The 26,171-nt window shown below is 40.7% G+C and carries 26 protein-coding genes and 1 riboswitch; of the genes, 5 read left to right on the top strand and 21 right to left on the bottom strand.

Translation table 11 applies throughout. The features are described 5' to 3' along the window. Positions 1–11: 11 nt before the first annotated feature. The 8 genes from NSS65_RS07005 to NSS65_RS06970 all read right to left on the bottom strand — a co-directional run bounded on the left by NSS65_RS07005 (position 12) and on the right by NSS65_RS06970 (position 9,820). A complete protein-coding gene (locus NSS65_RS07005) occupies positions 12–1,973 on the bottom strand; it encodes a methyl-accepting chemotaxis protein (RefSeq protein ID WP_144496610.1) in 1,962 nt (653 codons plus the stop codon). Between the two features lie 113 nt (positions 1,974–2,086). Next, positions 2,087–3,115, bottom strand: coding sequence for a spore photoproduct lyase (gene splB / locus NSS65_RS07000; protein ID WP_034281564.1), 1,029 nt, complete (start codon positions 3,113–3,115; stop codon positions 2,087–2,089). Between the two features lie 82 nt (positions 3,116–3,197). Beyond that, positions 3,198–3,440 carry a transcriptional regulator SplA domain-containing protein gene (locus tag NSS65_RS06995; protein WP_044331928.1) on the bottom strand — a complete coding sequence of 81 codons (243 nt, stop codon included), beginning with the start codon at positions 3,438–3,440 and terminating at the stop codon, positions 3,198–3,200. Between the two features lie 100 nt (positions 3,441–3,540). Continuing rightward, positions 3,541–5,259 (bottom strand): phosphoenolpyruvate--protein phosphotransferase, encoded by a 1,719-nt coding sequence (ptsP, locus tag NSS65_RS06990; RefSeq protein ID WP_034281562.1) that lies wholly within the window; start codon positions 5,257–5,259, stop codon positions 3,541–3,543. Beyond that, a complete protein-coding gene (locus NSS65_RS06985; RefSeq protein ID WP_003211078.1) occupies positions 5,259–5,525 on the bottom strand; it encodes a phosphocarrier protein HPr in 267 nt (88 codons plus the stop codon). Before NSS65_RS06985 ends, ptsP begins: the two co-directional genes overlap by 1 nt. A 93-nt stretch (positions 5,526–5,618) precedes the next feature. Then, the gene (ptsG, locus tag NSS65_RS06980; protein WP_024424696.1) at positions 5,619–7,718 is read right to left on the bottom strand and encodes a glucose-specific PTS transporter subunit IIBC; all 2,100 of its coding nucleotides are present in this window, start codon (positions 7,716–7,718) and stop codon (positions 5,619–5,621) included. A 202-nt stretch (positions 7,719–7,920) separates the two neighbouring features. Beyond that, the gene (locus tag NSS65_RS06975) at positions 7,921–8,775 is read right to left on the bottom strand and encodes a transcription antiterminator (protein ID WP_024424695.1); all 855 of its coding nucleotides are present in this window, start codon (positions 8,773–8,775) and stop codon (positions 7,921–7,923) included. A gap of 55 nt (positions 8,776–8,830) precedes the next feature. Beyond that, on the bottom strand, positions 8,831–9,820 hold the full coding sequence (locus NSS65_RS06970; RefSeq protein ID WP_061109763.1) for a LacI family DNA-binding transcriptional regulator: 990 nt from the start codon (positions 9,818–9,820) through the stop codon (positions 8,831–8,833). A gap of 93 nt (positions 9,821–9,913) precedes the next feature. Between NSS65_RS06970 and NSS65_RS06965 the strand changes: the two genes are divergently transcribed. Next, positions 9,914–10,057 carry a hypothetical protein gene (locus NSS65_RS06965; RefSeq protein WP_162842493.1) on the top strand — a complete coding sequence of 48 codons (144 nt, stop codon included), beginning with the start codon at positions 9,914–9,916 and terminating at the stop codon, positions 10,055–10,057. Positions 10,058–10,110: 53 nt separating this feature from the next. Here NSS65_RS06965 and NSS65_RS06960 read toward each other — a convergent pair whose 3' ends face one another. The 6 genes from NSS65_RS06960 to NSS65_RS06935 all read right to left on the bottom strand — a co-directional run bounded on the left by NSS65_RS06960 (position 10,111) and on the right by NSS65_RS06935 (position 16,642). After that, positions 10,111–11,205 carry a Xaa-Pro peptidase family protein gene (locus tag NSS65_RS06960; protein ID WP_098677361.1) on the bottom strand — a complete coding sequence of 365 codons (1,095 nt, stop codon included), beginning with the start codon at positions 11,203–11,205 and terminating at the stop codon, positions 10,111–10,113. A 104-nt stretch (positions 11,206–11,309) separates the two neighbouring features. Continuing rightward, positions 11,310–13,229: a heavy metal translocating P-type ATPase gene (locus NSS65_RS06955; RefSeq protein ID WP_101677262.1), complete on the bottom strand. Its 1,920-nt coding sequence runs from the start codon at positions 13,227–13,229 to the stop codon at positions 11,310–11,312. 288 nt (positions 13,230–13,517) lie between these two features. After that, positions 13,518–14,006 (bottom strand): endospore biogenesis thiol-disulfide oxidoreductase StoA, encoded by a 489-nt coding sequence (gene stoA / locus NSS65_RS06950; RefSeq protein ID WP_144496683.1) that lies wholly within the window; start codon positions 14,004–14,006, stop codon positions 13,518–13,520. Between the two features lie 54 nt (positions 14,007–14,060). Further along, on the bottom strand, positions 14,061–15,377 hold the full coding sequence (locus NSS65_RS06945) for a polysaccharide biosynthesis protein (RefSeq protein ID WP_024424690.1): 1,317 nt from the start codon (positions 15,375–15,377) through the stop codon (positions 14,061–14,063). A gap of 113 nt (positions 15,378–15,490) precedes the next feature. Then, entirely contained in the window at positions 15,491–16,141 is a 651-nt protein-coding gene (locus tag NSS65_RS06940; RefSeq protein WP_070325763.1) for a cell wall hydrolase, read from the bottom strand. Between the two features lie 306 nt (positions 16,142–16,447). Next, a complete protein-coding gene (locus NSS65_RS06935) occupies positions 16,448–16,642 on the bottom strand; it encodes a hypothetical protein (RefSeq protein ID WP_034281552.1) in 195 nt (64 codons plus the stop codon). Positions 16,643–16,809: 167 nt separating this feature from the next. On the opposite strand from NSS65_RS06935, the gene NSS65_RS06930 reads away from it, so the two are divergent. Then, complete coding sequence (locus tag NSS65_RS06930) at positions 16,810–16,998, top strand: DUF2187 family protein (RefSeq protein ID WP_003211747.1); 189 nt, start codon at positions 16,810–16,812, stop codon at positions 16,996–16,998. Between the two features lie 147 nt (positions 16,999–17,145). After that, positions 17,146–17,670, top strand: coding sequence for a GNAT family N-acetyltransferase (locus NSS65_RS06925; RefSeq protein ID WP_046310770.1), 525 nt, complete (start codon positions 17,146–17,148; stop codon positions 17,668–17,670). A 103-nt stretch (positions 17,671–17,773) separates the two neighbouring features. Here NSS65_RS06925 and NSS65_RS06920 read toward each other — a convergent pair whose 3' ends face one another. Next, the gene (locus NSS65_RS06920) at positions 17,774–17,992 is read right to left on the bottom strand and encodes a hypothetical protein (protein ID WP_046310768.1); all 219 of its coding nucleotides are present in this window, start codon (positions 17,990–17,992) and stop codon (positions 17,774–17,776) included. Between the two features lie 387 nt (positions 17,993–18,379). Continuing rightward, positions 18,380–19,126, bottom strand: coding sequence for a glucose 1-dehydrogenase (locus NSS65_RS06915; RefSeq protein ID WP_034281548.1), 747 nt, complete (start codon positions 19,124–19,126; stop codon positions 18,380–18,382). A 168-nt stretch (positions 19,127–19,294) separates the two neighbouring features. Here NSS65_RS06915 and NSS65_RS06910 point away from each other — a divergent pair, with 168 nt between their 5' ends. After that, entirely contained in the window at positions 19,295–19,651 is a 357-nt protein-coding gene (locus NSS65_RS06910) for a winged helix-turn-helix transcriptional regulator (RefSeq protein WP_061109758.1), read from the top strand. Between the two features lie 475 nt (positions 19,652–20,126). On the opposite strand, the gene queF is transcribed toward NSS65_RS06910, so the two are convergent. From queF to NSS65_RS06885, 5 genes are all read right to left on the bottom strand, one after another. Next, a complete protein-coding gene (gene queF / locus NSS65_RS06905; protein WP_024426839.1) occupies positions 20,127–20,624 on the bottom strand; it encodes a preQ(1) synthase in 498 nt (165 codons plus the stop codon). Positions 20,625–20,639: 15 nt separating this feature from the next. After that, complete coding sequence (queE, locus tag NSS65_RS06900) at positions 20,640–21,371, bottom strand: 7-carboxy-7-deazaguanine synthase QueE (RefSeq protein ID WP_034281545.1); 732 nt, start codon at positions 21,369–21,371, stop codon at positions 20,640–20,642. Beyond that, positions 21,364–21,804, bottom strand: a complete 441-nt coding sequence (gene queD / locus NSS65_RS06895) for a 6-carboxytetrahydropterin synthase QueD (RefSeq protein WP_034281544.1) — start codon at positions 21,802–21,804, stop codon at positions 21,364–21,366. The genes queE and queD overlap by 8 nt, the downstream gene beginning before the upstream one ends. Beyond that, positions 21,805–22,461 carry a 7-cyano-7-deazaguanine synthase QueC gene (gene queC / locus NSS65_RS06890; protein WP_046310763.1) on the bottom strand — a complete coding sequence of 219 codons (657 nt, stop codon included), beginning with the start codon at positions 22,459–22,461 and terminating at the stop codon, positions 21,805–21,807. It abuts the gene before it with no gap. Between the two features lie 159 nt (positions 22,462–22,620). Then, positions 22,621–22,665: riboswitch (PreQ1 riboswitch) on the bottom strand. Positions 22,666–22,736: 71 nt separating this feature from the next. Continuing rightward, complete coding sequence (locus tag NSS65_RS06885) at positions 22,737–23,780, bottom strand: hypothetical protein (protein ID WP_120207158.1); 1,044 nt, start codon at positions 23,778–23,780, stop codon at positions 22,737–22,739. A gap of 244 nt (positions 23,781–24,024) precedes the next feature. On the opposite strand from NSS65_RS06885, the gene NSS65_RS06880 reads away from it, so the two are divergent. Further along, entirely contained in the window at positions 24,025–26,127 is a 2,103-nt protein-coding gene (locus tag NSS65_RS06880; RefSeq protein ID WP_120207160.1) for an ATP-dependent Clp protease ATP-binding subunit, read from the top strand. Positions 26,128–26,171 lie beyond the last annotated feature (44 nt).

Genomic DNA, 26,171 nt, shown 5'->3' with positions numbered 1-26,171 from the left:
CTTTCCGCTCATTACACCTTAAATCGGTCAACCGCCTGACGCAGTGCCTGGCTTGATTCGTTCAGCATTTCAGTTGAAGTTTTCGTTCTTTCTAACGCTTGAACTTGTTCATCTGTAGACGCATGCACTTCCTCAGCTGAGGCAGCAGATTCTTCTGAAATGGCAGCAATGCTTTGAATCGAGTCACTCATCTTCTGCTGTTCTTCTGTCATTTCATTGATCTGTGTATGAATGCTGTCGATTGAACCGACAAGTGCCTGCATTTCCATTGTGATGCTGCTGAGTGCCTCACCTGTTGCATTGATGGCGGCACCTTGTTCCTCATTCATTTTACTTGCTGTTGTCATCGCTTCAGCCGCCTTCTTCGATTCATCTTGAATGAGTTTGACGGTTTCACTAATGTGTTTTGTTGACTGAGCAGATTGTTCAGCAAGCTTTCTCACTTCTTCTGCAACTACAGCAAATCCTCGTCCGCTTTCTCCTGCTCTCGCTGCTTCAATGCTTGCATTCAGTGCAAGTAAATTCGTTTGATCCGAGATTTCAGAGATGGCAGTCACGACGTTTTCAATATTTTTCGTTTTATGCTCAAGGTCTAGCAGCATTTGCTCAACCTTTTTCGATTCTTCACTCGCTTGTGTGGATTTTTGGACAAGCACACCAAGTGCATCAAGTCCTTTATAGCTTGCATCTTCAGATGATTTTGAGTTGGTCTGCATTTGCGTGGCAAGCTCACCCATATGGCGTACTTTCTCATACAAATGCTCTGATTTTTCATTAATCGTTTCTGCATCTGATGCCTGCTTAGTCGCTCCTGTTGCCACCTCTTGAATGGCCGTTGCAATCTGTTCGCTAGACAGCAAAGTCTCATTTGAAATGTGGGTCACTTCATCTGCTGATTTCACAACTTGATCTGAAGCCCCTTTCACTTTTTCAATTAACTCCCTGATATCCTCGGTCATTTGATTAATGCTTTTCGTGAGGAAACCAATTTCATCTTGGGATTTCACTGCAAGCGTACTTGTTAAATCGCCTTCTGACACTTTACGCACATGCTCTATTAGACGCTTGATTGGCGTAGTGATACTTCTTGCCAATAAGAAGCTGAGGATCATCGCAATAATAATGGCAATGACAGATATAATAATGCTTATTTGATTCATTTGTTCTATGATCCAAAGCAGTTTACTTTTCTCAAAGCTGACACCAACCGTCCAATCGGCTTCTTTGATTTTAGATAGGACCGTCAGTTCTTTGCTGTCATCAACACCTGAGTTGTCAAGCGCTTTTTTCACAGAAGCGACCTTTGATATGTTTTTTCCTTGCTCTGTTGGATGCGCCAAAAGGGTGCCTGTGCCATCAACTAAGAAAGCGGTCCCCTTATAAGGAATCTCTTGTTCATTTATATACGTTTGAATGGAGGACAGCTTCAAATCAAGTCCAGCGACCCCAATGACTTTTCCATTTTTGACAATCGCCTTCGTGGCTGAGACAATCATTTTTTTCGTTGCTTCATCAACATATGGATCTGTCCAAACGACCTGATCAGGCTTTTCGGCTGCTTGTTTAAACCAGCCTTGTTTCGATGGATCATACCCTTCGCCAAGATCGAACTCCGGAAAGCCGAACATTTTTCCGTCACTTGTACCTATATAGGCAAACGAAATGAGTTTATCCTGTTCCTGCATGTTTTTTAGTTCATCGTTTTCAAAAGCCAATGTTTGCTTGGTTTGTTTTCGCGCAAATTCTTCAGTCATTGTACTTGTTGCGAGTTTATTAATTGTATTGCCGTAATTATCAAGCTTTTCTGTAATAATGTCTCTCATACTTTCTGCCGTTGCTGCTGCGGTGGTTTTTGCATCTCGTTCAATCAGTGGTCTTAACACTAAGTTGGAACCCACTTGAACAGCCACGACGGTTAAAATTAAAATAACTGAGATGAAAACAGCTATTCTCACTTGAAGTTTCTTAAACATCTCATCACCCCTACATCTACTTTCACACCTTAATTTATATATCGGCAAAATGATACCGCATTCAATAGTTGTAAGAAAATTTAAATAGAAAAAACAAGCCATATAGGCTTGTTTTAAGTAAAATATTCAATTTTTGCAGAAGGAAAGTACTGATCTATATATGACTCTAAAGTCTCTCTCAGTTCTTGTTCCTCATCTTTTTGATAGATATATTTTCCTATACCGTATCTTCCCCACTTGTATCTTCTTTTTTCTTCGTCCAACTCTAATTTTGATTTTGGGTAATTTTTTTGAATCACACGCTTTGCTGGTTTTGTAAAGCGATGCTGAATCATCTCAAAGGTGATATCGTCTCTCACATCTTCAGGAAGAGCTGCATCAAGCTTTTCAAAAAGAACTTTATATCCTTCCTGCCAGCCTTCATGGATGTAGATTGGAGCAACAATAAAGCCTAGAGGATAGCCTGCCTTTGCGACCTTAACAGCCGCTTCAATCCGCTGATCTAGCGGTGATGTGCCAGGCTCGAAATATTTAATGACATAATCGGCATTGATGCTAAAACGGAATCTTGTCCGGCCATTATGCTTTGCATCTAACAGATGATCGACATGATGGAATTTCGTGACAAAGCGAAGTTTTCCTAGGTCCGTCTGCCCGAAGTATTCAATCGCTCGTTTGAGTGTATGTGTCAAATGGTCAATTCCTACGATGTCTGAAGTACATGATGCTTCAAATCTCGTGATATCCGGCGCCCGCTCGTTCATGTACTGATCTGCCTGATCTAATATTTCTTCTACATTGACGTACGTTCGAATGTACGGCTTACTTCCCATTGTTGTTTGCAAATAGCAATAATGACAATGCCCCATACATCCTGTTGCAAATGGGATCGCATACTCTGCAGATGGTTTAGACGAGTCAAACTTTAATGTCTTCCGCACACCAATGACAAGTGTTGACTTCGCATTACGATACTTTTGCAAGTCATTTTTTCCCGGAATATTTCTGACCTGGTTGTGTGAAGTCGTTTCTCTTATTTCGATTCCCATACCCTCAAACTTTTCCTTCAGCTCTCGTCCTAACGGGTACTCTAACGCCCGAGGTTCAATGTAAACAAGCTGGGGAACGAAAGGTTTGATCATATTAAGCACATCCTTACCTTTAAGGTTTTCATACCGTTACTTTAACCGCACAGGATGGCTTTTATCCTTTCTAAAATCTCCCTTATTCAAACAAGTCTTGATAAAGAGCTTCTGCTTCTTCATATGTTGGAAAAACAGCATCATCTGGTGCTAGTGGATGATACGTTTCAAGCAAAAAGAGGGCAAGCTCTTCTTCGTTGTATGGATGTGAAACAATTTCTGCTTCTTTAATTTGTGCTACGTTTGCAGCATGTGGATTTCGATAAATCACATATACTTGATCACCCGGTTTGTAGTCTGAGAAAGGCAATCTGGTCACCTCCATTTTTTAATTATAGGGTGCCCTTCTCACTGCCCAATATGACTCAATATGATAAAATTCGACAAAAAAACCAGACAGTTTCATCTGTCTGGTTTTCATTCACTTAGTTCTGTTGAAACGTCTTCTTGACGAAATCAACCACTTCTTCTGTTGTGCTAAGTGATAAAATATGCTCTTTAAATGATGCAGCTTCTTCTTTAGAAAGCTTGCTTAGCTGCGTTCTAGCTGGAAGAATGGATGTTGCACTCATTGAGAATTCATCTAATCCTAATCCAAGTAGTAGCGGTATTGCGATTTCATCTCCTGCCATCTCACCGCACATGCCGACCCATTTACCCTCTTTATGCGCTGCTTCGATCACAAGCGTAATAAGACGTAAAATCGCTGGGTTGTAAGGCTGGTAAAGGTAAGACACTCGTTCGTTCATTCGATCAGCAGCCATTGTGTATTGAATCAAATCATTCGTTCCAATACTGAAGAAATCTACTTCTTTTGCAAATTGGTCTGCGATGACAGCTGTTGATGGAATTTCTACCATCATTCCGATTTCAATCGAATCAGAAACGTCTGTACCAGCGGCAACCAATGCTTCTTTTTCTTCAAGTAAAATGGCTTTTGCTTCTCTAAATTCTGATAACGTCGCGATCATAGGGAACATGATTTTCAAGTTTCCATATGTACTTGCACGAAGTAAGGCGCGTAGTTGTGTTCTGAAAATCTCCTGCTCTTCCAGGCAAAGGCGAATGGCTCTATAGCCAAGGAACGGGTTCATTTCTTTTGGAAGCTGCAAGTAAGGAAGTTCTTTATCGCCACCAATATCTAGTGTGCGGACAACCACTGCTTTCCCTTCCATCTTCTCTAAAACTGTTTTATACGCATCGAACTGCTCTTCTTCTGTAGGAAGCTGGTCTCTGCCCATGTATAAAAATTCAGTACGGTACAATCCGACTGCTTCGCCGCCATTTTCAAGTACACCTTTTACATCTTCAGGTGTTCCGATATTTGCAGCTAGCTCTACGTGAACGCCGTCTTTTGTAACCGTTGGCTGGTCAACAAGTTTCGCCCATTCCGCTTTTTGAGCTAAGTAGTCTTCATGCTTTTTTTGATACGCTTTCACTTCATCTTCAGAAGGCTGAATGATGACGTCTCCAGTAATACCATCCACAATGATCAGATCATCGTTTTTCACCGTTTTTGTTGCTTCTTTTGTCCCAACAACTGCTGGAATCTCCATAGATCTTGCCATGATCGCTGAGTGAGAAGTACGACCGCCGATATCTGTTGCAAAGCCTTTGACAAATTGTCTGTTCAGCTGAGCAGTATCAGAAGGTGTTAAATCTTCAGCAATGATGATGACTTCTTCAGAAATCATGCTTGGGTTTGGAATGTCAACGCCTAACAAATGTCCAATCACACGTTTCGTTACGTCGCGAATATCCGCCGCACGTTCCTTCATGTATTCATTGTCCATTGCTTCGAACATTGTGACAAACATCGTCGCTGTTTCTTTTAAAGCAAATTCAGCATTTACTTTATCAGATTTGATTTTATCCTTTACTGGGCTTAGCAGTTCAGGATCACTTAACACAAGAAGGTGGGCAGAAAAGATATCTGCTTTGTCTTGGCCAAGCTCTTTTAGCGCATGCTCTTTAATTGCTTCAAGTTCTTGTTTAGAAACATGAATTGCTTCTTCAAAACGCTTCACTTCTGTCTCTGGATCATTGATGTCTTTTTGGTGAACTGTTAAATCTGGTTCTTCCAGACGATACGCTTTTGCAATCGCAACGCCTGCTGAAGCACCGATTCCTTTCAGTTGTTGCATTACTCGCCTAGGCCTTCACTTTTCATTGTGTCTTTAAGCGCAGCAAGTGCATCATTTTCATCAGAACCAGAAGCAGAGATTGTGATTGTAGCACCTTTCGCAATTCCTAGAGACATTACACCCATAATAGATTTCAGGTTCACTGTTTTACCATTATATTCTAAGTTGATATCAGCATCATATTTACTAGCAGTTTGTACAAGAACTGTTGCAGGACGTGCGTGAATTCCAGAATCTGCAGTTACTTTGAATGTTTGTTGAGCCATTTTTATCAATCTCCTTTTTATACAATTAATACATCCACAATATTATATCATACTGCCGAGCTTGTCATCTAACAAGAACGGCAGTTATGAAAATTATTTTGAAATTTTCATGATGTTTTCTTGTCCAGCTTTGATTTCACCGGATGCTTGAAGGTCAATAAATTGTCCTTCACTTAAGTTGGTAAATACAATTGGAGTCATCAAAGATGGTACTTCAGACTTAATTTTATCAATATCAACCTCTAAAAGTTTTTGACCGATTTCTACTTGATCTCCCTCTTGTACAAATGCTTCAAACCCTTCTCCTTTGAGGCCGACCGTATCAATTCCGAAGTGGATCAAAATTTCAAGTCCACCATCAGATTGCAGGCCAATGGCGTGTTTCGTCGGGAACACATTTAAGATCTTCCCTCTTACCGGTGAAACAACCGTTCCATCTGTTGGCAAGATGGCGAAACCGTCACCCATCATTTTCCCTGAGAATACTTGATCTGGTACATCTGTAATTGGATGAAGCTCCCCTGTAATTGGTGAAGCAAAAATTTCTTCCCCTTGCTCATTTTGAAGCGGCTTTGCAATGACTTCTTCGACCTGCTGGCTGACTTCTTCTTTTGCAGAAGGGTCTTTCGCTGGACGAGGCGTGCGGCCTGCAATGATGTCCTGCATTTGTGTTTTTAAATTATCAGAGCGCGGTCCAAAGATTGCCTGGATGTTGTTCCCTACTTCGAGAACACCTGAAGCGCCAAGCTTTTTCAAGCGGTCCTTGTCCACTTTCTTCTGATCATTGACAGTAACACGTAAACGCGTGATACAAGCATCAAGGTGCTTAATGTTTTCTTGATCACCCATTGCTTCAAGGATTTCATAAGGCAAGTCATTACCTTTTTCAGACTTCGCCTCACTTGCTCCGTCTGCTGCTTCATCCTCGCGGCCTGGCGTTTTCAGATTAAATTTGCGAATGGCGAATCTAAATCCGAAGTAGTAAATGACAGCAAGGACAAGACCTACTGGAATGACGAGCCACCAAGCGGTTCTATTTGGCAGGATACCAAATAGGAAAAAGTCGATTAACCCTCCTGAGAAGGTCATCCCGATTTTCACGTTTAGAATATCCATTATCATAAAGGATAATCCAGCGAATACACAGTGAATCGCAAATAATACTGGTGCAACAAACAAGAATGAGAATTCAAGCGGTTCAGTGATCCCTGTTAGGAAAGAAGTAAGGGCCGCTGATCCCATTATTCCTGCTACTAGCTTTTTATTCTTTGGTTTTGCTTCATGGTAAATCGCAAGTGCTGCTGCTGGAAGACCGAACATCATGAACGGATATTTCCCTGTCATGAATGTACCAGCTGTCAGCTGAACACCATCTTTGATTTGCGCCATGAAAATACGCTGGTCACCACGGACAAGCTCTCCTGATAAGCTCTTGTAGCTAAAGAACTCATACCAGAATGGTGAGTAGAAAATGTGGTGCAGACCAAATGGAATTAATGATCGTTCAATGACACCGAATACAAAGGCAGCCAGCGGCTCATTCGCTGCGAGCAGTCCTGTTGAAAATGAGTTCAGTGCACCTTGGATTGGCGGCCAAATGACTAGCATCAATAGCCCTAAAATAAGTGCTGAAATAGAAGTAACGATTGGAACAAAACGCTTACCAGCAAAGAAGCCAAGATATTGCGGGAGCTCAATTTTGTAAAATTTATTATACATATAAGCTGCTAATACCCCGACGATAATCCCGCCAAAAACGCCGGTAGACAAGGTCGGTATACCGAGCATATTAATATATGCTGGATGGCTTTCCTTGAAGAACTGGGCTAGTTTGAGTGAATCGGATGGAATGGATCCGTTGGCCATTAATACGGCACTCATCGTTACGTTCATGACAAGATAACCGATGATAGCGGCAATTCCTGCCACTCCGTCTCCATTGGCAAGACCGATGGCAACCCCTACAGCAAATAATAGCGGAAGATTCGAGAAGACGATGTTCCCCGCATTCTCCATGACACTTGCAACAAGCTGAATTGTATCGTTGCTTAAAAATTGAGCTACATCAATCAGCTGCGGATTTTGCATCGCATTCCCAAGTGCTAGTAAAATACCGGCAGCAGGAAGGATCGCAACTGGAAGCATGAGTGCTCGTCCAATTTTTTGCAACACACCAAAAAGTGATTTAAACACTGGTTGAACCTCCTTTTGTTTTCGCTTACAACATACATTTGGGATGCTCCCTGACGTACATTTCATAATTAACCGTTTACATTTCACTTTCAAACGCAAAAAAAGGCATGGTGATATAAGGTTGCGCAAATAACAGGATCTTATCCTGTATTTACCTTAAGTCACTCATGCCTGATCGAATCAGTTACACGTTTCAAGGAAACTATGAAATTTTATTTGTCAATCTGTACAGATGAAGTGTCAGGTAGACGGCCTCAGCATCCTGTACAGGCTTTTTCAATGCATGCTGCAAAATTTTGATCATTTTCCAAGCAGTATTGTAGCATAAAGGATATTCATTTTTCAATAGATGAAGCAATTTTTCTGGCTCCTCTAATGATTCTCCCCGTTTAATACGCTCAATTGAAAACGTAATATGGCGTAATAAGCGTAAATAATGAATACTTTCTCTGTCTACTTTCATATGAAATGAATCTTCAATGACCTGGACCATTTGTGTAATGAGCTGCGAATGACGGTTCACTTCAGATAAAGGCCGATTCGTCAAAGCTGAATGAATATGAAGCGCTATAAAGCCTATTTCTCCTTCTGGCAGCTTCGTTTCGACATCTGGCCGCTCGTTAATCAGTTCAACGACTTCCTTTGCAACCTCGTATTCTTTCGGGTAAAGCGATTGCGTCTCAAGCATAAAAGGGTTCGTGATATCATAGCCTTGCTGCACCCGCTTAAAACTAAACGCAATATGGTCGGTCAGTGCAACATGAATATGCTCATTCAATCGCTGTCCCATTTTTTCTCGTATATGATAAATGACGTCATTGGCAAGCTCAATCATGTTCTCATCAATATGATGAAGCAGCTGTTTATATTCTGTTTGTTCCTTCGTGTTTTTTAACACAAACATTTTTTCAAACACGTCTTGATCGAGAAGATCACCCGATTTTTTACCGAAGCCGATCCCTTTCCCAATCAGAACCACTTCGCCCAAAGAAGGGTGTCTTGCGATGATGACATTATTATTTAACGCTTTATCAACGGTGAAGGATTCCATGAACATCCCCACCTCCTTCTTATTCAATCCCTCTTATCGTACAAAACAGATGAAACGTGCGTCAACGATTGTTTTTCAAAACGGTTGTTGTCCGCTCAATCAGGTGAAATGGCAGCATTCTTTTTTCTGATTTCTCTCCCTTTAATGCCCGGTCGAACAAGTCAAAAGCTTCCTGTCCCATTTGTTTGAGGGGAATATGAATGCTGGAAATCCCTAAAACCTCACTCAATTGGTTATTTTGAAAGCTGAGTATGGCTGGTGATTCTCCTACTTTTATGTCATGACGCTGCGCCTCTAATAAAAAGCCTGCAGAGACTTCGTCATTTGTGATGAATAAAGCTGTAGGACGATTTTTCATTTCCTGCCATTCTGCAAATAATTGCTTCCCATCAAGCAGGGATAACTTCCCTTCGATGATCCATTCCTCATCAATGGTCTGTCCGAGCGATTGCATCATGTCTTGATAAGCCTGAAGGCGCGACTTGCTATTCGCTCCTTCTGTTCTGGCGAGAACGATCGCAATTCGTTGATGCCCGCATGCAGCCAAATGATACAGGCCTTCCTTAAATGCTTGATCATGCGCAATCGACACGGTTGAGCATTGATCGTGCGGCGCAGGATGGCAAAATATAATCGGCCCTGATTCCTGCCACTTTAAAATGTGACCATCACTTAACGCATTTGAACAAAATATTAAACCATCCACACGGCGCTCTTTTAAACTCATTAACGCTTCTTTTTCTTTTAATGGGTCATATCCTGTTTGAAATAAAGCAAAATGCATACCGCGCGCCTGTGCTTTTTCTGCAATACCTGTGACGAGTGTGCTGAAATAAGAGTGTTCAATGTTTGGAAGGACAATGCCAAGCATATTCGAATAGCCCTTCGCTAAATGAACCGCCTGGATGTTTCTCGTATACTTGAGCTCTTTCATCGCTTGTAGAACACGTTCCCTTTTTTCTTCTTTAACATAAGGATGCTCATTCAACACACGTGATACGGTTGTCACAGATACGCCCGCTCTTTTCGCAATCTCCCTTATGTTTGCCATTTTTTCTCCTACTTTCTCTTGATATGGTAAGCGTTTCATACTTTAAGATGTATGTGAGCTGAACAAATCACTGGATGGAAAGGGGAATTCAAGATGGGTTTCATCATATGGATTATATTATGTATGACTGTTTTGTTTTCTGCTCGTTTTGCATTACATCCTTTAGGAAAAGAACATAAAATCAAACCGTTTCAATCAATTGATGATTTTTTTGTTGATAAGGATCGAGAAGAGTGATAAAAAATCACGATGACACTTCCAAGACCTGGACGTTCATCGTGATTTTTTTATTACTTGATGATCGTCAGCTCTTTCGGATAATTGGTTAAGGTGACTGGACCATCTGCCGTAATGAGAACATCATCTTCAATTCTTACGCCGCCGACTCCCGGGACATAAATTCCTGGTTCAATCGTATACACCATACCTTCTTGCAGAAGGTCGTCATTTGCCTGACTCATAGAAGGAAACTCATGAACAGAAATCCCTAACCCATGTCCGAGGCGATGTGGGAAATATTCACCATACCCCGCTTCTGAAATCAGCCCGCGGGCTTTTAAGTCAAGATCGCCGATTCTCACGCCTGGCTTACTCATTTCAAGTGCTGCCATTTCTGCATTTAAGACGGTTTGATAGATGTCCTTTTGCTTTTCAGAAGCTTCCTGATAGATAAATGTTCTTGTGATATCTGAGCAATATCCATCGACAATGACGCCAAGGTCAAATAACACAAAATCGCCTTTTTTTAAGGCTGCCTGTCCCGGATTTCCATGAGGCTCGCCTGATTTTTCACCAAAGAGAACCATGGTTGAAAAGGACATGCCTTGAATGCCTTTTTTCTTTAGTTCATATTCTATGACAGCGAGCACTTCTGTTTCTGTGATTCCTTCTTTTAAGGCGTTAATACCAATTTTTACACCTTCATCTGCCAATTGAGCCGCTTTTTTCAGTGTAGCAATTTCAGATTCATCTTTGATCAGTCTGAGCTGATCGAGCGCATCTTCAGCCCGGACGAACGTTTCTGCCCCGGTGACAGCTTGGAGCTGTTCTGCTCTTTGAAGCGGAATCGATTCTTTTTCAATCGCAAGACGCGCCGATTGAATACCTCGTTTTTCTATCGCTGATTGAATGAAATCAAATGGATTCTCATGATCTTCATATCCAATGATATCGCCGGACCATCCTGCATTTTTTGCCTGCTCGACTTCCATTTTAGGCAAAATAAAAAATGGTTCTGCCTCTTGGAACACAAACAGCCCCATCACTCTTTCATGCGGCTCTGTGAAGTATCCAGATAGATAAAACACATTTTCCTTTGTATGTATAAATGCACCTTGAATGTCTTCTTTCTTAAGCCAAGAAGACAAGCTCTTCATTCGGTTCATCATGATCCTCCTCACACGTTTTACTACTGGTCTATTGTATCAGTTTTTGCTGTATTTCGCACAAAAGCGCACTGGCATGAATCCAGTGCGCCCTGATGATTGATTTAAGATGCACGAAGCAGACGCAGACCATTTAAAATGACCAAAATCGTACTTCCTTCATGCCCGATGACACCAAAAGGCAAATCAAGCACTTGTAAGAAATTCGCACAAATTAACAGACAGATCACCGTTAATGAGAAAATAATGTTTTGCTTAATGATTCGATTCATTTTTCTTGAAAGACGGATCATCTTTGTTAGGTTACTTAAATTGTTCTTCATTAAAATGAGATCCGCTGTTTCTAAGGCAACGTCTGTGCCTCCGCCCATCGCAACCCCAACATCTGCTGTGGCGAGCGCTGGTGCATCATTGATTCCGTCTCCTACCATGATGATTGAATTACCTTGTTTTTTTAATTGATTGACCTCATGTACCTTTTCATCTGGAAGACATTCAGCCACTACGGTTTGGATACCGGCTTCCTGCGCAATCGCTTCAGCCGTTTTTTGCTGATCTCCTGTCAGCATGACGGTTTGGATGCCTAAATCATTTAGTTCTTGAATCATTTTTTTGGCTTCAGGTCTGATTTGATCCTTAAGGCCAAGACAGCCAACAACTTCTTCACCCTTTTGAACGTAGACCACTGTGTATCCTTGAGCTGAAAGGTCATCACCTGTCTCTTCAATCTCGCGGTCGATTGACGCCTTACCCGCAAAGTCTTTCTTCCCAATCCGCCACGTTTCTCCATTTAATTGTGCTTTTACACCAAATCCAGAGGCTTCTTCAATGGTGACATGGACTGATCTTTCTGTTTGGTGTTCTTTTGCCATATCAGAAATTGCTTTCGCTAATGGGTGGTTTGATTGACTCTCAATTTGATAGAGTGCCTGATAAAAAGCAGATTCATCCTGCCCTTTAGCCATGACGACTTGTTCTACGGCTGGCTTCCCGCTTGTAATTGTCCCCGTTTTATCAAAAGCAATCATGCTGCTTGTGCCTAGTTTTTCTAAAAAGACACTTCCTTTAACAAGCATTCCATTTCTCGCGCCATTTGAGATCAGTGACAGTGCGGCTGGCATGATTGATGCAACTAGAGCACAAGGTGAAGCAACGACCATAAACACCATTGCCCGGTAGAAGGTTTCACTCATACTCCAGCCGAGGACAAAATGAGGCAGAACCATTAATACCGCAACGGTAATCAGCACGCCTTTTACATAGGCACCCTCAAATTTTTCGATAAATGCCTGGCTTGGCGAAACACTTTCTTGAGCGGATTCAACAAGTTTAATAATTTTATGGAATAGCGTTTCTTCATTATGTTTCGTGACTTCCACTGTTAAGGAACCATTTAAATTCACTGTTCCTGCAAATACGTCTTCCCCCTGCCCTTTTTCCTGTGGAACAGATTCGCCTGTGAGGGCAGATTCATCCACACTTGTTCTCCCGCTTAAAATGACACCATCTGCTGCAATGCGTTCCCCAGCTTTGACCATAATCCGGTCACCTGGTGTTAATGATGAAGCGGCGATTTGAATGGTCGTACCATCTTCTTCAATTAAAGTTGCTTCATCTGGTGCAATGCTCATTAATGCTGTTAAATCTTTCTTGCTTTTATTTGACGTATACGTTTCAAGCGCACCACTCAGTGAGAAAATAAAAATTAAGATAGCGCCTTCTGCCCAATAGCCAATCAGAGCTGATCCTATCGCTGCGAAAATCATTAAAAGTTCCACATTTAAGGTCTTCGACGAAATCGTTTCTTCAATTCCTTCCTTCGCCTTTGCAAAACCTCCAATAACAAATGCTAGGATGAAAAGAGGAATGCTCCACATACTCTGATCCTTTAGAATCCATCCAGTTAGAATAAGAATCCCCGATATACCTGCTGCAATTAATTCTCCGTGCTGTGCCCATTTATGTAAGGACCATTTCGATTCCTTTTGATTTGTCGTTTGGTAAAGTGCTGTATTCTCATTCATGATTGTTTTCTCCTCTCTAATTGATAATCATTTTCATATTATCAATCGTTGCCCGTTTCTTTTTCATCTATATTTTCTGCTATTTCAAGCTTTTTATTGGTCTGTCACTCATTATAACAGGTTCTGATTAATTTTCAATTAATAATTATTATAATTTCTTTTTGATAATAATTATCATTATTGATATAGACCGTTCCGTCTTCTTCTGAGCACAGTGTATTCAGATGAAAAGCAAACGAACACAAAAAAGAACCAACAGAATTGGTTCTTTCACAGAAAGGATTTGTTCTACGAATTTGTCCACTCTTTGATTTGTTTTTTCGTCAGTGGACCTACATGATTTTTCACCACTTCTCCTTTTTCGTTAATCAAAAAGGTCGTTGGAATGGTGATGATTTGATATTTCTTCATCATTTCTCCGTGTTCATCTAGTATGATCGGGAATGTAAACCTTCTGTCTTTCACAAATTGGGCAACAGCATGTTTACTTTGTTCAGCACCTAGTAAATTCACGGTCAATATGTCAACATCACTCTGATTTTCTTTCACAATCTGTTCAAATTCGGGCAGCTCCATTTTGCAGGACGGGCACCATGTTGTCCAAAAATGCAAAATGGTCTTTTTCCCTTTTTCGGGAACCATCTTTATGTCACCATTTAATGTCGGCGCCTCTATCCTTGGCGCCATCACAGGCTCTTTTGCTTCTGCTGCTGTGCTCGTTAGAAATAGAAGCAGGGTCATCATCAGAAGACTGGCGGGTAGATGTTTACGATTCATCATGATCTTCCTTCCCAGTTTTCTTCTAGCTTGCCCTCTCGATGGTGATGACATTCAAGCTTTTTTCAATGTAAGAAACATTGAAACGCCGAGCTCCTTACAAATCGTCGCATAATGCAGGGCAGTCAACAGCAGCATGCCTGTGTTCATCCCTAAAATGACCCCCATCATATTCAAGCTTTCAATTGAACCGAGGAAATACACCATAGAAAAAGAGACGACATGCACCCATATATTATGTAGGAACACATCTTTGATGAGCCCCATCCCGATTAAACACGCTTGAAACGGCATCACAAACAGGTGGCATAAAAAGTATGGCCAAAGCAGCTGTAAATAGACAGCAGCTTGCGGTGAATCAAAAAAGAGCTGTGTGAGCGGGTAAGCAAAATAATACATGACCATCACTGCCGGCACCCCGTATCCAAACGTTATAAGAATCGCCTGTCTGACACGTTTTTTCACAAGATCATACTGACCTAAAGCATAGGCTTCAGAGACACTCGGAATCATCACAATCATGATGGAATGAGCGATAAACGCTGGGAAAAAACCGATCGACATTGCGACACCAGCCAGCATGCCGTAATGATCAACAGCAAGTGTTCCAGAAATGCCTGCTGCTACGAGCGCTCCTTTGATTAAAAATGGTTCAACCGCATTGGCGATCGCATGAAAGATGCGCATGCCCGTTGTCGGAATGGAAACGGCTAATAGGCGCTTTCGCACATCACTTCCTCTTAATTCAACAGACCTGACATTCACAGCATTTTTTGCCATGACGTATTGGGAGTATAAATAAATAAAGACAACAAGATCACTCGCAACAATGACACCAATGGCGATGAGTACTGCTGTTTCAATATCAAACGAATACCAATGAAAAAACAAAAACAAGCAGATAAGCTGGATCGTTTTCTTCAGCATATTGGCTAAAGCAATTCTGCCCATTTGCTGCTTTCCCATAAAATAGCCGCGGGCAATGGAGGTAAACGCAATAATCGGGATAAGTGACAGCACTAGGCCCTTCATAAGCGGATGATACGACTGAAACACTGGAATGAAAGGCAGTACAATAGCTGCTATAGCTGTTGTTGTACTTGTCACCACAAGTGTCATTTTAAAGGCATGACGGAGCATGCTTTTGTGGAGACGCTCATGTGATTCTGCAATGAATTTAGAAATGGAGACTGGCAGCTCTAAACTGGCGATCACAAGGACAAGCATGATGATTGGAAGGATACTCATATATAAACCCATTCCATGTTCTCCAAGCTCTCTGGCTAAAATCATATTGACTAAAAACTCTATACACTCCGCAATAAAAGCTGCGACAGATAGCAGAATGACCCCTTTTACAAATCGATTCATGTAGCCTCCCCTTGTCTAAAGCAAATTCTTTTCACATTCTATGAGACAAGTCCAAAAAATATTTTAATAATTGAAGACAAAAAAAGAGCAATCTCATTGATCGCTCTTTTTCTCTATACGGCAAACACGTGACGTCCGATACGTTCTACAATTTTGCGGGAACGAATCCAATGATCTGTTGCCGTTTTTGGATTATAAAAATAGATAGCCTTTGTTGTTCTGTCATGCTCTTTTACTACCTGCTTCACCGCTTTAATGGAATCTTGATCTGCCTTATCATGAATGCTTCCATTCGATACTGGCTGGAAGGCATTTCGCTGATAAATCACACCTTTCACGCTGTCAGGAAAAGAACGATGCTCCACCCTGTTTAAGACAACACTTGCCACCGCTTTTTTCCCTTCGTAAGATTCACCTTTCGCTTCAGCGTGTACCAACCGAGAAAGCAAGTCCATTTCTTCATTAGAATACTGTTTTCCGCTTGCCTTATTCGTTGTTTCAGATTTTACTTTTTTCTTTTGCTTCGGTTTTGAAGACTTTTCTTCTGTTGACGTACTTAGCAATTTCACTTTTGGCTGACGCTTTTCTTCAGAAAATGCTGGGATGACTTGCTCGTGGTCTTGATCTATATATGAAAGCTGATGTTTAACAGGTGCTTGTGAAAGTTCGTGACTTAATGTGCCTTGCTGCTCTTGTATATTGTCCATCTTCATTGCTGCAACGAGCATAAGGATGACAAAAAGAGCTGTATGAATTTTAATCATTCGCCTTTTTCCTCCTATAATCAAAGTAGGCTGTAAGATACTTGTCCACTCTAACAAGAGCTCATTCTATTTTCACGCACAAAGATTTACATGCCTGTCCAAATTCCGTCATTAAATGGCATGTCCTAGTTGAGCGCACATAAAATGGAATTGTTAGCGCTTAAAAAGGTCCCTTTTTCACCTATCATCATCCTTATGCTCCTGATTATGGGTTATTACATTTTCTTTTCATATGTATCAGAGTCGTTTGAAGTGTGACAAAAGAACGAAAATAAAAAAGCTTTCTCTCATCAATGAGAAAAAGCTTTAGCTTCTTGCTTCTGTAAGATATTCAAAAATAACATCTCCACCATGTTTGGCGATCCCGCGAAAATGTTTAAAATCATCTTGATTCACCAAAACAGAACGAAACGTTAAAAAGTCATCTTTTTGGATGGCCACCTGTTTTTCCGTCCCATTCCGTAAAGATTCGAGGATTGTGAGGATTTGTTCTTCAGTCAAAAAAACCGCTCCTTTTCAGCCATGATCAATTATTAAATATACCATTCGTTAGAAGAGCATACAACGAAAACAAAACAAAAACGTCTTTATCCTTTACATTGGTATGAAAATATTGCAAAATACTTTTTAATAGGGAATGAAATCTGTTTTTAAAGGAGAGGGATCGGTTGAAGATTGCAAAAATTGGAAATGTGATCGAATTTAGAAATGGTTTAACAGGTGTAGTTGAAAAAGTGAATGAAAACTCTGTCATTGTGGATGTCACCATTATGGACAACTATAGAGATCTAGAACTGGATTCACTAACAGTCGTTAATCATAAAAACTATAAAATCATCAAAGACTCCGTACATTAATTTGCAATCCTCAATTCAGACAATCGGTACATACGAAGCAAAGCTAATCACGATTTAGCCAAATGGTGAAAGCTATTTCAATACCCTTCTTTTTCATTTTAAAAAATGATGAGATGCAGTATTAGCTCTAGACAGGAGAAAACTAATATGCAAAATTCCAATGATATCATTGTACGTTTTGGAAAAATGGAAGATGCTGAAATGACTTTAGAAATACAGAAATCTGTTATTGCTGAATCAGATTATTTACTTACATCGCCTGAAGAAAACAAAAAAAACCTCTTAGAACACAGGGAATGGATACAGAAAAGAATAGATAATGAAAATGAGACGTACATAGTTGCTCAAACTGATGAAAAAGTCATTGGATGGTTAGCCTTTGAACATTCATCAAATAGAAAAAGAACTTCCCATACGGGTTCTTTCGGGTTGATGGTGCATAAGAGCTATAGAGGTTTAGGCGTAGGGGAAATGCTGCTAACAGCATTATTACATTGGGCAGAAAAGAACCCTTCAATTGAAAAGGTTAGTTTAGCCGTTTTCTCAACAAATCAAAAGGCCATTTCTTTGTACAAAAAGATGGGGTTTATAGAAGAAGGACGTAAAATAAAAGAATTTAAAATAAATGACCATGAATACTGGGATGATGTTTTAATGTATAAGCTTGTTTAATGCTGTGAAAACGAATTGCAGAAAGTAAGGACATAATATCAATTGAGTCATCAATTTGTTATGTCCTTTTCTTATTTTTACCTTACTTCATATGAAGAAAGCATCAATCTTTTTTCATATGAAAGGTTTGCATTTCCGCCTTCGTCTTGTACATCTCGACTTCCTCGGGTGTGATCACTCCTTTATCAATCAAGAGGGCAATCACTCCAAGCAATGTGGAGGCACTCCATTTATACCGTTCTTTGTTTTGATGTTCGAGTATTTGAAGCTCTTCCCTTAGATCCATTAGCAGCTGCTCTGTCCGCTCTTCTTTGTTTGCCAACTCAAACGCCTCCGTTTATCATTCATTCCCTCTATTTTATCTTACATCAAATGAGATAAGCAAAAAAACATGATCCCCTTTACAAACGTACGTTCTGTCATGTATAATATGTTTACGAGCTGGTAGCCCCCAGCCGTCCTAGCAAGTTCTATTCCCATTCGTATGAGAAGAGTGACATGACTCTTCTCTTTTTTTATGGTTGATTCGCAAAAAAAGACATGCATCCGGCATGTCTTTTCCTTTTTTCTCATTTTACATATCATCACCAAACTTAGTTTGCAGCATTTGTGGTTACTCAGGACATCAGGAAAACGACTTTTTTATATGACTCAAGTAAATCCCCATTAACTTTTTTTGGGGACGATTTGTAATCTCTTCGCAGTGACATTATACCTGTGCTAGCCCGCCATCTACGAACAATTCAACACCCGTCAAGTAACTGCTTTCGTCTGAAGCAAGGAAAGTTACAGCGTTTGCTACTTCTTCAGGTGTCCCAACTTTTCCAGCTGGAACAGTATTTCTGGCATTTTCCATCGCTCCTTCAAGTGCATCACCAAAAAGCTCATCGTATGCAGGTGTAAGAATCACTCCTGGACTTACCACATTTACACGAATTTCAGTACCTTTTAGGTCAAGAATCCAGTTGCGAACTAGTGCTCTTAATGCTGCTTTAGATGCTCCATATACACTAAATGCTGGGTTGCCAATTGATCCAGCAGTAGAGCCCGTTACAATAATAGAACCTACTTTGTCCGGGAATAGTGATAGCGCTTTTTGAACAGTAAAAATGGTTCCTTTCACGTTAATGTCGAACGTTCTATCAACCTGCTCTTCAGTAATTTCACCTAATGGCAGGAAGTTGCCGATGCCTGCATTAGCAAAAAGGATGTCCAACTTACCTTTTTCCTGCTTTATCATGTCATATAGTTTGTCTAAGTCTTCAAGCTTAGAAATATCACCTTGAACACCGGTTACGTTCTTGCCAATTTGGTTAACAGCTTTATCAAGTTCGTTTTGTCTACGTCCCGTGATATACACATATGCACCTTCGTTTACAAATTTTTGTGCAGCAGCAAGACCAATCCCACTTGTTCCACCCGTTACAAGCGCTATTTTACCTTCAAATTTCCCCATACTTAACACTCCTTTAGAATTCATATTATTTTATGTCTAGTACCTTTAAGTACTTGAAGAGCAACTTACAAGATATAGTATCCTCCAGCAAGCACATTATCGGAAGTACCCACTTTTTTGTGATATAGTAACTAAAAAGTAATAAATGTGGAATGGAGAGCTTTAGACATGAAAAAATTCAGCTGCGGGTTTGAAGTGACAAAGGAAGTGATTGGCGGAAAATGGAAAGGCCTTGTATTATACTTTTTAATGAATGGACCAAAGAGAACGAGTGAATTAAAGCGCATTATCCCAAATATCACGCAGAAAATGCTGATTCAAACACTTAGAGAGCTTGAGGCCAGTGGACTTGTGACCAGAAAGATGTATAATCAAGTACCGCCGAAGGTTGAATATTCATCCACTGAACTTGGAGAATCTCTTAAACCTATCTTGCAGGAGCTCTGTCAATGGGGGAGCCATTATGCGGAGCAAGAGTATGCAGAAGGTGAATATGAAATTGTACAACCAGAACAACTAAAGTGAGGATTGAAGTAGCTGCTGAAGTAAATGCTAAACAACATCAATACCCTCACCTAACAGATGAAGAACAGTCAGAAATAAATGAGATAGTCAATTTTGAAAGTGAAGTTCTAATCAGAAGTGTCATGGACTATATTCAGGAGAACTTTGATGAAATTCAAAAATGAGCTGTTTCAAATGTTAAAGAGAAGGTTCAGAAACTTAACTTTAAACAATACAAGAAGATATGATCATAATATTTAATGCCTATGATCTCTAAATAGGCATTTTTTCTTTCGGATAAAAAAGAAAAGACGTACAAATTGTACGCCTTCATCTGCTTCTGTACTATCAATTTTTCACTGCATAAAAGTCACAGTTCAGGTTGCACCTCAGGTCACACTTTTTATACAATTCCCATGAGTATTTTCAGGTGTGACTTTTTCCACTTTAATGTGACACCAATTCGTTTCACACTCCGTCTCACACAGCGGAATAATTACCGATTATCAATCGTCTCCGGATACATATCATGGTTCATCATACGGTATTCTGCCATTTCCTCATATTTCGTGCCAGGTTTCCCGTAGTTCGTATACGGGTCAATGGAAATACCGCCTCTTGGCGTAAATTTGCCCCAAACTTCAATATACCTTGGATCCATCAATTCAATCAGGTCGTTCATAATAATGTTCATACAGTCCTCATGGAAGTCACCATGGTTACGGAAGCTGAACAAATATAATTTTAGCGATTTACTTTCGACCATGATTTCATTTGGGATATAGCTGATATAAACTGTCGCAAAATCAGGCTGACCTGTTTGCGGACATAGTGAGGTAAATTCTGGGCAGTTGAATTTCACAAAGTAATCTCTATTTGTATGTTTATTTGGAAACGTTTCAAGCACTTGTGGTGCATAATCAAACAAATAATTGGTTCCTTGGTTTCCCAGTAGCGTGACACCTTCTAATTCTTCTGGTTTTCTTGTCGTCATGTCATCTCTTCCTTTCTATACGCCTCGTTTATTTCCCCACAATAACGTGTGCAGCTGCGGCAGCACTCTTACGCGGTTTAAGTCTGGATCTTGCGCTACTTGATCGACAAGCGCTTCATATTTCTTTAATAAATGCGTCAATAAGTACGCATCATCAGCTGTCGTCGTGTCATCATTTCCTACCTGCAAATAAAAAGGAAGCTCAGGGTATTTTGCATGAACATCCTTCGCATACGCTAGGTCACGATCGTCAAAGATCACGACCTTCAGGCTAGCATGCTGCAACCTATTTCCGTTTTTCAGCTCATCTATAATACGTGTTAGTTTTGTAAAATCTGTTTTCATATTCGAGCTTGGCGGCTTAGGAGAAATGGTTAAATCATCAATTTTCAAAAACCATTCCTGATACATCGTCCCTTGTGTTTCAAGCGCTGTATCAATTCCCTCTTCATGCAGTAAATCAATGAGGGATTCCATTTGTTTTAAAAGGGCTGGGTTTCCCCCTGAAATGGTGACATGAGAAAAAGCCTGTCCGCCTATTCTTTTTAATTCTTTGACAATGTCTTCTGCCTCAAGCCACTGAATGTCATGCTTAGCTGAGCCATCCCATGTAAAGGAGGAATCACACCAGCTGCACGAGTAGTCACAGCCAGCCGTTCTGACAAACATGGTTTTTTGTCCAATGACCATTCCTTCTCCTTGAATGGTTGGACCAAAGATTTCTAATACGGGAATCGCTTTAGCCATTGATCTCAACTCGTTTCGGACGGTAAATGCAATAGCTTGTTGGTGTCTCTCTGACAAAGACCTGAACACATGCCGGCTTGTTCGCTAAAGTCGATAAATACGCTGCGACTTTGTCATGTACGGTCTTTGCTACCACCTCAGTGGTTGGCATCGCGTATCGATCGTTTGATGAGAATTCCTCATGATCATTGAGCAGCGTGTGATCGTACTGCCCATGAATGAGCTTTTTCAATGTACTGAAATTGACAAGGAAACCCGATTCATCTAGCTCGTCTCCCGCAATCGTGATATTGATGGTGTACGTATGACCATGAACACGGCTGCATGCGCCCGCATCTTCTCGCGGGATGAAATGGGCAGCAGAAACATGCATGTCTTTATTTAATTCAAATGAAAATGGATGATCGGTTTGTGGATAGATTTGAGAAAGCATTTATTTTGCCTCCTTCCTTTCCATATAAGTGTCATAGCCATTTTTCCGCAGCTTACACGCAGGACATTCCCCGCAGCCATCAGAGATGATGCCGTTATAGCAAGTGAGCGTTTCATTTTTCACAAAATCCAGCGCATTAAGCTCGTCTGCCAGCTTCCATGTTTCTGCTTTATTCAGCCACATCAGTGGTGTATGAATCACAAATGGTTTTTCCATTGCTAAATTCACTGTGACGTTGCAAGATTTCACAAACTCGTCACGGCAATCTGGATAGCCGCTAAAGTCTGTCTCACAAACACCTGTGATAATATGTCTTGCTCCAATTTGATACGCAAGAATAGAGGCGAAAGATAAGAACACTAAGTTTCTTCCTGGTACAAATGTGGAAGGAAGCTCTCCTTCTTTTTCCTCAATGTCAATGTCATCTCTTGTTAAAGCATTAGGTGCCAGTTGATTTAAAAGAGACATATCTAACAGATGATTCTTCACACCTAATTTGTCAGCGATTCTTTTGGCGACATCAATTTCTTCTTGATGACGCTGATTATAATGAAAGGTCACGGTTTCTACCTCTTCAAATTGTTGAAGTGCCCATAATAAACATGTCGTACTGTCCTGTCCCCCGCTAAAGACAACGACTGCTTTTTCATTTTTCATTTTCTGTTCTCCTCCTTTTGCAGATGAGTACAACCGTACAACACTGCATCTGAAAGGCTCCTGAAAACCCCTATTTTTCTCAAAAGAAAAGACACCTTTACATGTGTATGAGGTGTCCCAGCCATAAAAAATAAAAAATGCCACATCCAAGGATACGGCAAGTCCTTAGTTTTTTATAGAGGGTTTTGCTAGAACCTCTCCCGTCTTCACGGATTTTTGTTCAATTTTCACAGAGGATAGTGTACCACATATTTTTCATGCAGGCTATCCCTTCTTTACTTAACTATCGGGGCAGGCACTTTTTTTAGACAAAGAAAGAGGATAAAAAAGATGCTGACATAGCCAAAAACCGGATAAACCGTTGAAATCAGTGTACCGTAACCAATTTTACTAATCACATAGCAGCATATGAGAATAAGTGATATCGTAAAGATGCTGTTCATTCGGATATATGCCCTCACCTGTCTCTCCAGCCCGTATAAATTGCCTATGACGGATGTAAAAACTTCACCGAAGATGACAAATAAATAAATGAGATGAATCGAGTTTGCGACTTGATACACTACCTGGGCCATTGGAATATCAAACGCCTCCAGCATATCTAATGAAGAAAGAGATAAGAAGCAAGCAAGCAAAATGAGTGTCAGCATGATGCCCCCAAGCACCGCTCCCTTTTTAATGACTGCTTCAGAGGTCATTTCATTTGCGACGGGTACTAACACTGCCTGTGACAGTGCTAAATTAAAGGCACCATATGACACGGCTGATAATACCCACTCGCCCTCACCCATTTGCAGCGCAAGAACATAACTTTCACTGCTGCTAAACACAAATGAATCAAGAAACACGATCATTGAAAAGAAAATCAGCATTGGAACGACAAGGACGTTGACTCCAAATAGCCCTTTTGAACCTTTAAAGAGTACAATGACGCTCAAAATGATCGTCAAAAAGATCCCATATTCCTTCGATATGCCAAGCTGTTCTTCAAAAATAGCCCCTGCGCCTGAAATCATGACTGAGGTGACACCAAGTAAAATAAAAAACATGACAATATTAATATATCGACTCGCAGCTGCGCCAAATAAAAAACGGTTCATATCTTGATAAGATTCTGCTTCGATTCGTTTCGAAATCAGCATCATTTTTGCCCCAAGGCCAGTAAAAATAACACCGCTAATCAGGATTCCTAATAGTCCAATCCAGCCAAAACGAACAAAAAATTCTACGATTTCTTTCCCTGTCGCAAACCCAGCTCCAACCACTGTTCCTACATAAACAAAGGCAAGCTGAAAAGCGGATTCATTTGAACGTTTCATGTGACCCCTCCGCACCCATCACTTTCGATTGTCTCTTTTTTATCCTATGAGACAAGTTCCTTGAAAAGAAGGACAAACCATGATTAAATGCAAAAAAGGGTTTTTATTCCCCTTTGAGCAAAACAGTTGAAAGTCAAAATAGGTCAGAGTATACTATAGTCAAAGATGGTCAAACAATAGACCATTTTCTTTAACATTCATTGGTCAAATAAAGTCAAACTTTATTTTAAGGAGGTCATGGCAAATGCGTTGTCAACATTGTCAAGTAAATGAAGCAACTATTCGCCTGAATATGCAAGTAAATTCGTCCCGGAGCCAAATGGTTTTATGTGAAGACTGCTATACCTCTTTGATGGAGCAGTCAAAAATGAAAATGGGACCTCAGCTTTTTGGAGGAAGTTCATTCTTCTCTCAGGCAGCAAGTCATGCCCCAAACATGGAGCAGCCAAAGCAAAAAGGCTTACTCGATGAGCTTGGCCGTAACTTAACAGATGGAGCAAATGCTGGTTTAATTGATCCAGTCATTGGCCGAGATGAAGAAGTCGCAAGAGTCATTGAGATTTTAAATAGAAGAAATAAAAATAACCCTGTTCTTATTGGTGAACCAGGTGTTGGGAAAACAGCGATCGCAGAAGGACTCGCGCTCAAAATTGCGAGCGGCGATGTGCCAAATAAATTAAAGAACAAACAAATCTATTTATTAGATGTCTCCTCACTTGTCGCAAACACAGGTGTACGCGGTCAATTTGAGGAAAGAATGAAGCAGTTAATCAAAGAACTGCAAAGCCGTAAAAATATCATCTTATTTGTAGATGAAATCCACCTTCTTGTGGGCGCAGGATCTGCAGAAGGATCAATGGATGCTGGAAACATTTTAAAACCAGCCCTTGCAAGAGGCGAGCTGCAGCTAGTAGGTGCGACGACATTAAAAGAATATCGCCAAATTGAAAAAGATGCTGCACTCGAACGGCGCTTCCAGCCCGTTATCGTAGATGAGCCAACACAAGATGAAGCAATCGACATCTTAAAAGGCATTCAAGATAAATACGAGGCCTATCATGGTGTCACCTATTCAGATGAAGCAATCAAAGCGTGCGTTCAATTATCTTCGCGGTATATTCAAGACCGTCATTTGCCGGATAAAGCCATTGATTTAATGGATGAAGCTGGTTCAAAAGCGAACCTCTCCATTGATGCAGCAAGTGAAGATCAGCTGACAAACCGACTAGCGCAAATTGCCGCAGAAAAACAAGCTGCGCTAAAAGAAGAACAATATGAAAAAGCAGCGAAGCTTCGCGATGAAGAAGAAGCCATTGAAGCAAGACTTCAAAACAAAACAACTGAAAAAGAGCATATCGTTACAGCAGAGGACATTCAGGCCATTGTGGAACAAAAAACAGGCATTCCTGTCGGGAAACTCCAAGCAGACGAACAAACCAAAATGAAAGAAATTGACGTCCGTCTAAAAGCACGAGTGATTGGACAGGAACATGCGGTTGATAAAGTGGCGAAAGCCGTGAAAAGAAGCAGAGCTGGTTTAAAATCGAAACATAGACCAACAGGCTCCTTCCTTTTCGTTGGACCAACAGGTGTCGGGAAAACCGAATTGTCTAAAACGTTAGCTGAAGAATTATTCGGTTCAAGAGATGCGATCATTCGTTTAGATATGAGTGAGTACATGGAAAAACACTCTGTGTCCAAACTCATCGGTTCTCCTCCTGGTTACGTTGGACATGATGAAGCTGGCCAGCTGACTGAAAAAGTGCGCAGAAAACCATACAGCATCATTTTGCTGGATGAAATCGAAAAAGCACACCCAGATGTACAGCACATGTTCCTGCAAATCATGGAAGATGGCCGCTTAACAGACAGCCAAGGCAGAACGGTCAGCTTTAAAGATACAGTCATCATCATGACAAGTAACGCAGGCAGCGCAGATAAAACGGTCAAGGTCGGCTTTCAGTCTGATCAGGAAGAAGCGATTGAGGAACAATCACTCATTGATTCACTAAGCAGCTACTTCAAACCAGAATTTTTGAACCGTTTTGACAGCATCATTCAGTTTGAATCATTAGACAGAGATGATTTAGTGAAGATTGTTGATCTTCTGCTCAATGAGCTGTCAGAGCAATTAAAAGAGCAGAATTTAACAGTCCATGTCACAAATGAAGCGAAAGAAAAAATCGCAGAGCTTGGATATCACCCTGCATTTGGTGCTCGTCCACTTCGAAGAACCATCCAAGAGCACGTTGAAGACCAAATGACGGAGATCCTGCTTGAAGAGGAGCAGCTTTCTGGATTTACTGTGGATGTTGAACATGACGAAATCGTCGTAAAAAAAGGATAACTACATCTTCAGGATGATATGCATCTCCATCATGTTGCGGCGTC

Origin of the sequence: Bacillus sp. FSL K6-1006 (assembly GCF_038593175.1) — a bacterium.
In the GTDB taxonomy this organism is placed as follows: domain Bacteria; phylum Bacillota; class Bacilli; order Bacillales; family Bacillaceae; genus Bacillus; species Bacillus safensis.
Note: the sequence above shows the minus strand (reverse complement) of the source record. Positions and strands in the feature narration are given on the sequence as shown.